10 protein-coding genes are annotated in these 11,693 nt (G+C 75.3%); 5 read left to right on the forward strand and 5 right to left on the reverse strand.

Annotation, left to right across the window (positions count from 1 at the left end; genetic code table 11):
- The first annotated feature begins 43 nt into the window (after positions 1-43).
- A complete protein-coding gene (locus O7599_RS07830; RefSeq protein ID WP_281621386.1) occupies positions 44-706 on the forward strand; it encodes an HNH endonuclease family protein in 663 nt (220 codons plus the stop codon).
- Positions 707-1,081: 375 nt separating this feature from the next.
- On the opposite strand, the gene O7599_RS07835 is transcribed toward O7599_RS07830, so the two are convergent.
- The 4 genes from O7599_RS07835 to O7599_RS07850 form a co-directional block, all read right to left on the reverse strand.
- Positions 1,082-1,627, reverse strand: coding sequence for a GNAT family N-acetyltransferase (locus O7599_RS07835; protein ID WP_281621387.1), 546 nt, complete (start codon positions 1,625-1,627; stop codon positions 1,082-1,084).
- A 91-nt stretch (positions 1,628-1,718) separates the two neighbouring features.
- Positions 1,719-2,381 (reverse strand): response regulator transcription factor, encoded by a 663-nt coding sequence (locus O7599_RS07840; protein WP_281621388.1) that lies wholly within the window; start codon positions 2,379-2,381, stop codon positions 1,719-1,721.
- Entirely contained in the window at positions 2,378-3,826 is a 1,449-nt protein-coding gene (locus tag O7599_RS07845; protein ID WP_281621389.1) for a histidine kinase, read from the reverse strand. Before O7599_RS07845 ends, O7599_RS07840 begins: the two co-directional genes overlap by 4 nt.
- Positions 3,827-3,894: 68 nt before the next feature.
- The gene (locus tag O7599_RS07850; RefSeq protein ID WP_281621390.1) at positions 3,895-5,394 is read right to left on the reverse strand and encodes a glycosyltransferase family 39 protein; all 1,500 of its coding nucleotides are present in this window, start codon (positions 5,392-5,394) and stop codon (positions 3,895-3,897) included.
- A gap of 416 nt (positions 5,395-5,810) precedes the next feature.
- Between O7599_RS07850 and O7599_RS07855 the strand changes: the two genes are divergently transcribed.
- Genes O7599_RS07855 through O7599_RS07870 form a run of 4 tightly spaced genes read left to right on the forward strand, consistent with a single transcriptional unit; the run spans position 5,811 to position 10,164 of the window.
- Entirely contained in the window at positions 5,811-6,935 is a 1,125-nt protein-coding gene (locus O7599_RS07855; RefSeq protein WP_281621391.1) for a 2-keto-3-deoxygluconate permease, read from the forward strand.
- The gene (locus tag O7599_RS07860; RefSeq protein WP_281621392.1) at positions 6,932-8,206 is read left to right on the forward strand and encodes a four-carbon acid sugar kinase family protein; all 1,275 of its coding nucleotides are present in this window, start codon (positions 6,932-6,934) and stop codon (positions 8,204-8,206) included. The genes O7599_RS07855 and O7599_RS07860 overlap by 4 nt, the downstream gene beginning before the upstream one ends.
- Positions 8,203-9,282, forward strand: coding sequence for a 4-hydroxythreonine-4-phosphate dehydrogenase PdxA (pdxA, locus tag O7599_RS07865; RefSeq protein ID WP_281621393.1), 1,080 nt, complete (start codon positions 8,203-8,205; stop codon positions 9,280-9,282). The genes O7599_RS07860 and pdxA overlap by 4 nt, the downstream gene beginning before the upstream one ends.
- Positions 9,283-9,291: 9 nt before the next feature.
- Positions 9,292-10,164 (forward strand): GntR family transcriptional regulator, encoded by an 873-nt coding sequence (locus O7599_RS07870; RefSeq protein ID WP_281621394.1) that lies wholly within the window; start codon positions 9,292-9,294, stop codon positions 10,162-10,164.
- Positions 10,165-10,187: 23 nt separating this feature from the next.
- Here the strand turns inward: O7599_RS07870 and O7599_RS07875 are convergent, their stop codons facing one another.
- The gene (locus O7599_RS07875; RefSeq protein ID WP_281621395.1) at positions 10,188-11,543 is read right to left on the reverse strand and encodes a glutamine synthetase family protein; all 1,356 of its coding nucleotides are present in this window, start codon (positions 11,541-11,543) and stop codon (positions 10,188-10,190) included.
- Positions 11,544-11,693: the final 150 nt, after the last annotated feature.

Raw genomic sequence — 11,693 nt, forward strand, 5'->3', positions numbered from 1 at the left:
TGACCCCGCTCGGTCGCAGATGCTCCCCCTCACTCCGGAGGCCGTGTTGCTCAGATCCCCGGCGATATCCAAGCGCGGCTGGACGGCCGCGCTCGCCCTCCTGGCCCTCGCCCTCGGTGTCGCGCTCGGCGCGGCGCCGCCGGCGGCGGCGTTTCCGCCCGACGTACCGCCCAAGGCGCAGGTGCAGGCCGAACTCAACAGCCTGACCGTGGCCGCGGAAGGCTCGATGACCGGCTACTCCCGCGACAAGTTCCCCCACTGGACCACGGTCTCCGGCACCTGCAACACCCGCGAGACGGTCCTCAGGCGCGACGGCACCAACGTGTCCACCGGCGCCGACTGCTACCCCACCTCCGGCTCCTGGTACAGCTACTTCGACGGCGTCACCCGCAGCTCGCCGTCGCAGATCTCCATCGACCACGTCGTGGCCCTGGCCGAGGCCTGGCGCTCCGGCGCCAGTTCGTGGACCACCACACGCCGCCAGCAGTTCGCCAACGACATCACCGGCCCGCAGCTCATCGCGGTGACCACCGAGGTCAACAGCTCCAAGGGCGACCGCGACCCGGCCGACTGGAAGCCCCCGCGCACCGCCTCCTGGTGCGGATACGCCAAGTTCTGGATCCACACCAAGTACCGCTGGAACCTGAAGATCGACTCAGCGGAGAAGTCCGCGGCACAGAGCATGCTCAGCCGCTGCTCGTACTAGCAACACCGGCACGGCGCCGGGGCACCTCCGCCACAGCCGGGGGTGCCCCGTGCGAGTCCGCGCTCGGCAGCCGTGCCCGGGCCGGGTCCGGTCAGCCGAGCGCGCGCATCACCATACGTACGAGTCCCGTGACACCCCGGCCGATCCACCCGAACAGGCCCCATCCCGCGGCCACGTCGGCGCCGCCCGCGGCCACGTCCGCCCGGGCGGACCCGGCGCGGCACGCCGGGCAGGAACGGGGCCAACGGCGCTTGCGCGCACCGCACTTGCGACATGTCGCCACGAACTCGATCTCCCCGCCTCGGCCGGCTCCGGCCCACACTACACAGCCCCGCCCGGGCCACCTCTCCGCAGACCGGGAAGGTGCCGCGGGCCTCAGGAACCGCCCGGCACCCGGCCCGCGGCCGGGGTGTCCGGACGCTCGCCCCCGGCGGTCAGGTCGCGCCGGAACCACGTGCCCGGCTTGCCGCCGAGGTGCTCGGGGGCGGCCGGGCCGACGGCGACGAACCCGGCTTTGACCAGCACCCTCCGGGACGCGACGTTCCCGTGGGTCGTGGCCGCCCGCAGCGTGCGCAGCCCGTACGTGCCCGCCGCCAGCCGGCACAGGTCCCCGACGGTGGCGGTCGCCAGGCCGCGCCCCGCGGCATGCTCCGCGACCCGGTAGCCGAGTTCGGCCGCACGGTCCTCGATGTCCACCAGGTTGAACCTGCCGAGCACCGAGCCGTCCTCGTCGACAAGGACGTGGAAGGCGCAGACACCGGCCTCCTGCTCCGCCAGCAGGGCGTCGAACCGGTCGGGGAACCGGTCGAAGAAGGCGTCGCCGCGGTCGGGGACCGAGGCCGCGAACCAGGCCCGGTTCGCCAGCTCGAAGGCCAGGACCGCGGGGGCGTGACCGGCACGCAGCCGCTCCAGCTCGGGCATGGCCCGACCCTAACCCGGGCGCCCGCACGCGGTCCCCTGGTTTTCCGCCGCCCGGACCGGCCCTGCCTGCGCACGGACCCCGCACCGCCCGTCAGCCGGCCGGCTGTACGAGGCGGCTCTCGTAGGCGAAGATCGCGGCCTGGGTGCGGTCGCGCAGCCCCAGCTTCTCCAGTATGCGGCCCACATGGGTCTTCACGGTGGACTCGGCCACGACGAGGTGCGCCGCGATCTCGGCGTTGGACAGGCCCTGGGCGATGAGGGCGAGGACCTCGGTCTCGCGGCCGGTGAGACCGGCGATCCGGGCTTCCGCCGGGAGGTTCAGCACCGGCTTGCGCTGCGCGAAGGCGGTGATCAGGCGCTTGGTGACGGTGGGCGCGAGCAGGGCGTCGCCGGCGGCGACGACGCGGACGCCCTCGGCGAGCTGGCGGGCGGAGGCGTCCTTGAGGAGGAAGCCGCTGGCACCGGCGCGCAGAGCGTCGTAGACGTACTCGTCGAGGTTGTACGTGGTGAGGATCAGGACCTTGGTGCCGAGGCCGGATCCGGCGATCTCGCGGGTCGCCTCCAGCCCGTTGACCTCCGGCATCCGGATGTCCATGAGCACGACGTCGGGGGCGAGCAGGCGTACCCGGTCCACGGCCTCGCGGCCGTCGGCGGCCTCGCCGACGACCTCGATGCCGGGCTGGGCGTTGAGCAGCACGGTGAACCCCTCGCGCACCATGGACTGATCGTCGGTGATGAGCACCCGGATGGTCATGTGCCGACGGCCTTCTCCCGGACGCCGGCGGCGGGTTCTGCCGCGGTGTCGGCCGCGGGGTCGGCGGCCGTGTCGGTCACGGGATCGGTCACGGGGTCGTCGGTGAGGAGCAGCACCGCCACCTCGTAGCCGCCGTCCGGGGTTTCGCCCGCGGTCATCCGGCCGCCCAGCATCGCGACCCGCTCGCGCATCCCGGCGACGCCCTGTCCGGCGCCGGGCGACGGCGTCCGCTCCCCGGTCGGCGGGCCGTTGACGATCCGCAGGGCCAGGCCGCCCAGGACGTAGGACAGCTCGACCTCGGCGGGGGCGCCGGGGGCGTGGCGCAGGGCGTTGCTCAGGGCCTCCTGGACGATGCGGTACGCCGACAGCTCGACGCCCTGCGGGAGTTCACGCCGGGCGCCGGTGACGGTCATGCCGACGGCCAGGCCCGCGTCCCGGACGTTGCCGAGCAGCCGGTCCAGGTCGGCGAGGGTGGGCTGGGGCGCGGACGGGGCCTCGTAGTCCTCGGTGCGTACGACGCCGAGGACGCGCCGGAGTTCGGCGAGCGCGGCGATGGCGTTCTCGCGGATGGTCGCGAAGGACGCGGTCAGTTCGGGGGGCGGGTTCTCCACCCGGTACGGGGCGGCCTCCGCCTGGATCGCGATGACGGACATGTGGTGTGCCACGACGTCGTGCAGTTCGTGGGCGATGGAGGTGCGCTTCTCCAGCCGGGTGCGCCGGGAGCGCTCCTCGGCGGTGAGCGCGCCGCTGGCCTCGGCGCGCCGGCTGGCCGCCGTCCAGCCGCGCAGCGAGACGGCGACGGCGACGACGACGGCCGAGGCGGCGGCCATCTCCGTGACGTTCGCGGCCCCGCTGTGGTGCGCACTCGTCCAGAGGGCGACCACACCGGTCAGGTACGTGAGGAGCCACATCGCGACGGCGGTGCCGATGCTGTTGCGCAGCACGGCCATCGTCAGTACGGCCAGGTGCGAGAAGAACGTCGCCTCGGCCCAGGGCCAGTCGTACATCGCGCCGGAGAAGGCCGCGGTGGCGAAGCACATCAGCATGGACAGCCACCAGGCGCCGACGGGCCTGAAGAGGGCCAGCAGCAGCGGGATCGCGGCGGCGCATCCGACGGGCACGCCCACATGACCGCCGTCGTACGCGTACTCGTCGTTCCCGTACCATCCGCTGCCCAGGCCGAAGAGATAGCCGGCGAGGACGGTGACCGCCAGGTGCGGCAGCCAGACGACCACGCGCCTGACGGCGGGGTGGATGCGCCTCACCACCGGTGGGTGCGACGGCAGCGCGGGGAGCGGCGTCAGGGCGAACGCGTCCCGGAAGAGTTCGCGGCGCGTCGCACGCGTCCGGTGTGCGGCCCGGCCCAGCAGCCGCAGGCCCTCCCGGATGACGTCGAACTCGCCGCGGACGCGGGGGGCTTTCCCAGTGGACTCGGTCACCCGCACACCGTACGGGCGCGCGGACCTCGGCGGCGTCCTTCCCGGTGCGGATCCGGGTGCGTCCTCCTCAGGTACTACGCCGGGTCGCAGCGGCCGGGCCGGGCGAAGACGGACACGCGGGCCCCGTGGACCTCCGTGGTGCCGCAGAGGCGGAAGTGCGCCCGCAGGACGTCCCGTTTCACCTCTTCCCGGGCGGCCTGGTCGACCGGCTCGCCGGCCGGGTCGCGCAGCGCGACGATCCGGTCGGCCGCGAGCATCCGGGCGCGGATGTCCGCGGCGGGGAGTTCGACCCCGTAGAGGGTGTCGGACCCGCGCGGATCCGTCCGTACCGCGAGGTCGACCAGGCCCGTGTACGCCGCGGGGTCGGCCACCTGCCAGATGCGGCGCCTGCCGGGCATGTAGAGCAGTCCGTCGCCGGGCCGTCCGTGGGCGTCGACGGCGCGGGCGACGGCACCCAGGTCGTCTCGGCGGCTCTCCGGGCCGCGCAGGTGCTGCCCGACCGGAACCAGCGCCACCGCCACGGCCGCGGCGGCGACGACGGCGAGCGGCAGCCGGTGGCGCCGGCCGTGCCAGAGGTGGTCCAGCGCCGCGCCGAGGAGCAGCGCGAGGCCGGCCTGCGCGTACACGACGTAGCGGTCGACGTAGAGCGGGAGGATCGCGGAGAACAGCAGCAGGACCCCGCCGGGCAGGACCAGCAGCGGCAGCGCGAGGGCCCGCAGCCGCCGCGCACCCGCCGGGAGGAGGGCGGCGCTGAGGAGGCCGACGAGGACGGGGACGACGTAGCCGAGGAGCGCGGCGGCGCCGGGCGGGCCGATCCAGGCGACCTGCTCCGACTGCCGCGAGCTGACCACGACGAGCGGGGCCAGCGCCGCCGCCACCCCGACCGCCGCCCCCGTCCAGGCCCGCCCGTCCCCGCGGGAGTACGGCGGGACGAGGAGGGTGACCCCGTGGGCGGCGACGGCGAGCACCGCGAACTCGTGCAGCAGGCAACCGGACAGCGCCACCGCCCCGTAGCCGAGCCAGAGCCGGGGCGCACGCTCGTCGCGGGCGCGTACGAAGAGCCAGGTCGCCCAGGTGACGGCCGCGCAGACCAGCGCGTACGAGCGGCCTTCCTGCCCGTAGCGCTGCACCGCGGGCAGCAGCGCGAAGACCAGGCCCGCGAGCAGCCCGGCCCGGGGCCCGGCCAGCCTGCCGCCGAGCAGCGCGACGCCGGCCGCCGCGGCGGACATGGCGAGCAGCGAGGGCAGCCGCAGGACGGCCAGGCTGTCGCCGAACACGCCGAACACCGCGTGCATCAGCAGGTAGTACGCGCCGTGCACCGCGTCCGCGCTGCCGAGCGTGCGGAGGAGTTCGGGGAGGGTGCGCCGCGCCACGTCGTATGTGGCGGCCTCGTCGCGCCACATCGACCCCTGCCGGGTGAGCCCCCACAGCCCCACGACGAGGGTGACCACCGCGGGGATCAGGGCGAACCGCCGCGACGGACGGGCGGACGGGGCAGGCCCGGAGCCGTGTGGCCGGCGGGGGGCGGTGAGGGCGGGCCGGCGGGCGGGGGCGTCGGGCTCGGTGAGCGCCATGGGCGGTCTCCTGTAGGCGGGGCGGCACCCGCGCCGCCGGGCCCCGCGGCCCTCGGCGGATCCCCACCCCGGCGGTTCAGGGCAGGGGGCGGTAGGGCTGCGGCGGCACAGGGGATGCGGGCCGGGCGTCGTGGAGGGGGACGGCGGCCGGCGAGCGGCCCCTCAGGCAACGGGGGCAGCCGGCTCCGCGCGTCTTTCGGCACTGACTGTCGGGTTTCGCTCGCCACAACCTAGGACGGCCGGCACCCCGGGCACGTCCCCCTCGGTGCGGAACCCCGCGGGTCCGCCTCAGGTGCCATTCCCCCACGAAAGCACGGGTGCTTCCGCTTCCCGGTCCGGTGTGGCATCTTGTACGTACAACAGATACGTACAAGTGCGGCGCTCGCGCCGTGACTGATGCCGACGAGGAGGTTGGCGTGAGCGGTCCGGACAAGTCCAGGATCCCCCTGTTCGCCACGATGCAGCGCATACCTGGTGGACTGATGCTGATCCCGCTGATCCTCGGCGCGGTCTTCGGCACCTTCGCCCCGGGGGCCCTCGGGATCGGCAGCTTCACCACCGCGCTCTTCGAGGACAGCGCCCTTCCGCTCATCGCCCTGCTGATCTTCGCGACCGGCACCCAGGTCTCCACCCGCACCGGCGGCCCGATCCTCGCCCACGCGGGCACGGTGCTGGTGATGAAGAGCCTGATCCCGGCCACGCTGGTGGTGCTGATCGGGCTCGGCGTCGGGCTCGACGGCCTTCTCGGCGTCTCGCTGCTCGCGCTGCTGGCCTCGATGGACAACAGCAACGGCGGCCTGTGGCTGGCCTTCTCCGGACAGTACGGCGACGAGCGGGACCGGGGAGCCTACGTCGCCAGCGCCGTCAACGACGGGCCCTTCCTGACGCTGCTCTTCCTCGGCGCCTCCGGCCTCGGCGACATCCCGTTCCTCGCCCTGCTCGGTGCCATCGTCCCGTTCCTGCTGGGCGTGCTGGTGGGCAACGTCGACGCCGAGTGGCGCAAGGTCGTCGAGCCGGTGCCGAACATCGTCATCCCGTTCTTCGCGTTCTCGCTCGGCACCGGCATCGACCTCGGCGACATCGTCACCGGCGGGGTGACCGGCCTGGCCCTCGGCCTGATCATCGCGCCGTTCACGGGCTTCCTGGTCTACCTCGGCTACCGCTACGTCCTGCGGCGCGGCTCCATGTCCGGCATCGGCTTCGCCGCGGGCACCACCGCGGGCAACGCCATCGCCACCCCGGCCGTCGTGGCCGCCGCGGACCCCCGCTTCGAGGAGTACGTCGGCACCGCCACCGCGCAGGTCGCGGCGTCGGCCCTGGTCACGGCGATCATCGCACCGCTGCTCGCGGCGTACGCGCTGAAGCGGACGGGAGCTCTGCGGCAGCCGGACGCCCCGGCGGCGCCAGGGCCCGCGGAGGAGGCCGTAAAGGGGGCCGCCGACGGGACCGCGGACGGACGCGCCGACGGGACCGCGGACCGCACCGAGCCCCAACGGGAGCGGGAGCAGGAGCGGCAGCGCGAGCAGGAGCAGCGGGCATGACGTACGAGGTGGTGATCGTCGCCGACGACCTCACCGGCGCCGGCGACACCGCCGTGCAGTTCGCCCGGGCCGGCTGGCCGACCCTGCTCCGGCTGGGCGGTGAGGAGCCCGGTGGATCCGCCGGGAGGGACGGCGACGTCCCGGTGGTGGCGGTCACGACGGACTCCCGGGCCCGCCCGGACGCCGAAGCGGCCGACCTGGTGCGGCAGGCGACCGCCGGGCTGCCGCACCGCGGCGTGACCCACCTCTTCAAGAAGGTGGACTCGACGCTGCGCGGGCCGGTCCGCGCCGAGATCGACGCCATGCTGGACGTCCTCGCCCCCGGTACGGTCGCGCTCGTCTGCCCCGCCTTTCCCGCCGTGGGCCGCACCGTCGTGGACGGCGTCCTGCTGGTCGACGGCCGCCCGGTCAGCGAGACCGCGGCGGGCCGGGACCCGGTGACGCCCGTGACGACCAGTCATCTGCCGACCCTGCTCGACGCGCCGCTCGTACGCCTCGATCCGCGGGGGACGCCGGCCTCCTGGGCCGCGGAGGTCCGCGCGGCGGACAGCCCGATCGTCGTGCTCGACGCCGCGAACGACGAGGACCTGGACCGGATCGCCCGCACGGTCGCGCACCTCGGCGAGCGGGCCCTGGCCGTCGGCTCCGCGGGGCTGGCGGGCCCACTCGCCGTCCGCTGGCGACCGCGGGAGGCGGAAGCACCGGACACCCGCCCGCACCCGGAGCCCGCGCCGGCCGGCGACACGGCGGGCACCGCCCTCGTGGTGGTGACGAGCCTGCACGACGCCTCCCGCGCGCAGGCCGACGCCCTCGCCGCCCACCGCGCCGAGCGCCTCCAGCCCACCGGTCGGGACCTCACCGACGACGCCGCGTGGGCCGTGTTCCTCGCCCGGGTACGGACGTCGGCGGCCGGCCACCCGCCCGCGCTGCTGCTGAGCACCCCCGACGCGACCACCGCGGCGGCCGGCCCCGAACTGGTCGCCCGCCGCCTCTCGGACGCCGCCGCGCACGCGATGGCCGCCGGTACCGTCACCGGCCTGGTCGCCACCGGGGGCGACGGCGCCCGCGCGGTCCTGGAGCGCCTCGGCGGAACCGGCATCAAGCTGTACGACACCGTCGAGCCGGGGGTGCCCCTGGGCGTCGTCGTCGGCGGACCGGCGGCCGGGCTGCCGGTCGCCACCAAGGCCGGGGGCTTCGGCAGCCCCGGCGTACTGATCAAGGCCGCGGAAGCGGTGCGGACGAAGAAGACGAAGAAGAGGAGTCACCGGTGAACGACACGCAGGTGCCCACGCTGGCCCTCACCCTGGGCGACGTGGCCGGAATCGGACCGGAGATCACGGCCCGTACCCTGCTGCACCACGACGAGCTGCGCGGCATCTGCCGCCCGGTCGTGATCGGAGACGCCGACGCCGTCCGCGCGGCCGTGACGCTGACAGGCGAGGACCCCGCCGCGGTACGCGTCGTCGACTCGCCCCGCGACGCCCGGAACGAGCCGGGGACCATCGACCTCGTGCAGGACGGACCGTCCCTGGGCACGGTGCCGTACGGCGAACTCAGCGCGGCGGCCGGCGACGGCTCGGCGCGCTTCGTCAAGCGGGCCTGCGCGCTGGCCCGGGACGGACTCGTCGACGGCATCGTCACCGCGCCGCTGAACAAGGCCGCCATGCACGCAGGTGGCCACTTCTGGCCCGGGCACACCGAGCTGCTGGCGCACGAGTTCGGCGTCGAGAACTTCAGCCTGGTGCTCTCCGCGGGCGAGTTGTACTTCTTCCACCTCACCACCCACGTGTCGCTCACCGAGGCCATCGCCGGGGTCAGCCCCGCGCGCACCGACAACGTGCTGCGCCTGGTGGGCTCGTTCGCCCACGCCCTCGGCCGGCCCGGCGAGCCGATCGGCGTCGCCGGGCTCAACCCGCACGCGGGCGAGAACCGTCTCTTCGGCGACGAGGACGCCGACGTGCTGGCGCCGGCGGTCGAGCGGGCGCGGGCCGCGGGCGTCAACGCGGTCGGGCCGCTGCCCGCCGACGCGCTCATCCCGGCCGCGGTCAGGGGCAAGTGGAAGTTCGTGGTCGTCTGCTACCACGACCAGGGGCACGCCCCCTTCAAGGCGGTGTACGGCGACGACGGCGTGAACATCACCGTCGGCCTGCCCGTGGTCCGGGTCTCCGTCGACCACGGCACCGCGTTCGACATCGCGGGCAAGGGCGTCGCCCGGGAGGCGAGCCTGGTGCTGGCCACCCGGCGCGCCGCCGAACTGGCGCCGGGCTGGGACCGGGTGTGGCAGACCGCACGGGCGGGCGAGGCGGCCGCGGCGGCCGCCGTGGAGCGCCCGGACAGGGCCTCGTAGACTCCGGCGATGGCAGTCGACAGAAGTGACCCGCGGCCGCTGCACCGGCAGGTCGCCCAGTCCCTGCGCCAGCAGATCCTGGGCCACGACCTGCCGCCGGGGGCGCCCCTGCCGAGCGAGGCCGAGCTGTGCGCCGCGTTCGGCGTGGGGCGCAGCGTCGTGCGCCAGGCGGTGGCGGGGCTGGCCGCCGACGGCCTGGTCATCCGCCGGCAGGGCCGGCCGACGCTGGTGGCGTCGCCCGCCGAGTACCGGCGGCTGGTGCAGCGGGCGACCGGGCTGTCCGACCAGTTCGCCGTCGCCGGGCAGGAGTTGCGCACGGTCGTCCGCTCCCTGCGCCCCGACTCCCCGCCGCCGCGCGCGCAGGCGTTCCTGCACACGGCCGACGCGCTGCGCCTCGAACGCCTCCGCCTCGTCGCCGGCGACCCGCTGGCGTACGTACGCACCTGGCTGCCGGCCGCGAAGGTCCCGGGGCTCCGCGACGAGGACCTGACCGACGCCTCGCTGCACCGGCTGCTCACCCGGAACTACGGGCTGCGGCCGGTCAGCGGCAGGCGGCAGGTCCGCGCGGTCGCCGCCGACGACATGCTCGCGGAGGCCCTGCGCACCGAGCCGGGCGGGCCGCTGCTGATGCTCGAAGGCGAGACCACCGACCAGCACGGGAACGCGCTGGAGTGGTTCACCACCTGGCACCGCGCCGACCGCGTCGTCTTCGACATCGACGTGTCCGAGACCTCGGAGACCGTCAGGCTGAGCCCGCTCGACGCCGCCGGCGCCGAGGCCCCGGGGCCCGCGCCGGAGACCCCCGGCACGGCGCCGCCGGCACCGGCCGACCTGGACCGGGCCCGCGAACTCGCCGACGAGCTGCGGCGCCTGCTCGGCTGACCGGCCCGGGGGGCCCGCCGGGATCAGTACCGCCGGCGAGTGGCTTCGACGGTCTCGGCACGGGAACGGCCGGCGAAGAGCCCGTCCTCCGCTTCGCGTACGGCGAGCAGGGCGTCGAAGAGGTGGTCCCCCATCGCCTTGCGCAGCACCACCGAGCCCTTGAGGTGCCGGACCGCGTCCGCCAGGGCCGCCGGCAGCCGCACGATGCCGCGCCGCTGAAGTTCACCGGGGTCGGCGCGGGCCGGGTCGTCGGTGAACTCCGCCGGCAGCCGCAGCGCGTCCTCGTACCCCGCCAGGCCCGCGGCGATGACCGAGCCCGCCACCAGGTACGGATTCGCCGCCTGGTCGAAGCACTTGACCTCGGCGTTGGCGCGCTCGGCCGCCTCGCCCACCGGCCCGGTGACGAAGCGCAGCGCCGCCTCCCGGTTCTCCCAGCCCCAGCAGCGGTAGACGCCGGCCCACGTGGACGGCGCCAGCCGCAGATAGCTGGCGGGGGAAGGGCAGCCGACCGCGGTCAGGGCGGGCAGCGAACGCAGCACGCCGGCGAGGAACGCCTCGCCCTCCGGCGTCATGCCGCGCGGCCCCGTACCGCCGTGCATCAGGTTCTGCTCGCCGCGCCACAGGCTCAGGTGTACGTGCCCGCCGTTGCCGATGCCCGTGGGCTCCGGCAGGGGGGCGAAGGAGGCCCGCAGGCCGTGGGCGTGGGAGACGGTGCGCACGGTGTGCCGGACCAGGACGGCGGTGTCGGCGGCGCCCAGCGGGTCCTCGGCGGCGGTCGAGACCTCGAACTGCCCCGGTTCGTACTCCGGGTGGATCTGGAGGACGTCGACACCCTGCGCGGTGAGCGCGTCGACGACGTCGAGGAGGTACGCCCCGGAGTCCGCCAGCCGGGCCAGCCCGTACGCCGGGCCGTCACCGGGGCCGCCGGGGCCGACGCTCCACTCCGTCTCGAACCCCATCCGCAGGCTCAGTCCCAGGCCGGCCGCCGCCCCCACCATGCGGTGGACGAAGGACCGGTGGCACCCCGGGTACGGTTCGCCGTCCTGGCCGTACCGGTCCGCCGGCGCCCACGCCCAGCCCGGCTGCGCGGCCAGGACGGTGAGCCGGTCCGGATCCGGCAGCAGGAGCAGGTCGCCGACCGGGCCGCCGAAGCCGCCGGTGCGGGCCGTCGAGTCGTCCACCAGGAACGTGTCGAACACCGGGGACATGCCCACGCCGTGGACCGCGAGCCGGGGCAGGCGGCCGAGCGGCACGGCCTTGACCCGGCCGATGCCCGCGTTGTCGACCCAGCTCAGTGCGACGAGGCGCACCCCCGCCTCGGACATGCCGGCCATCGCCCGGTCCACCCGTGCCGCTCTGTCCGCCGTGCGCGCAGTCATGCCCTCATGATCGACCGGGCGGGTCGCCGATTCTCCCGCCACCCCACGGCGGACGCGGCGACCACCCGATTGCCCCGTGGCCGCCGCCGGGCACCGGCGCGCGCGGCGCCGGCCCCGGGCACCGCGACCCGGGCGCGTACCCGGGGCGAT

It is taken from the genome of Streptomyces sp. WMMC500 (assembly GCF_027497195.1).
Lineage (GTDB): Bacteria > Actinomycetota > Actinomycetes > Streptomycetales > Streptomycetaceae > Streptomyces.

Excerpts from the sequence above, each read along its gene's own strand:
- O7599_RS07835 (WP_281621387.1), bottom strand. The coding sequence starts at position 1,627 with ATGCCCGAGCTGGAGCGGCTGCGTGCCGGTCACGCCCCCGCGGTCCTG.
- O7599_RS07840 (WP_281621388.1), bottom strand. The coding sequence starts at position 2,381 with ATGACCATCCGGGTGCTCATCACCGACGATCAGTCCATGGTGCGCGAG.
- O7599_RS07850 (WP_281621390.1), bottom strand. The coding sequence starts at position 5,394 with ATGGCGCTCACCGAGCCCGACGCCCCCGCCCGCCGGCCCGCCCTCACC.
- O7599_RS07860 (WP_281621392.1), top strand. The coding sequence starts at position 6,932 with ATGACGTACGAGGTGGTGATCGTCGCCGACGACCTCACCGGCGCCGGC.
- O7599_RS07870 (WP_281621394.1), top strand. The coding sequence starts at position 9,292 with ATGGCAGTCGACAGAAGTGACCCGCGGCCGCTGCACCGGCAGGTCGCC.
- O7599_RS07875 (WP_281621395.1), bottom strand. The coding sequence starts at position 11,543 with ATGACTGCGCGCACGGCGGACAGAGCGGCACGGGTGGACCGGGCGATG.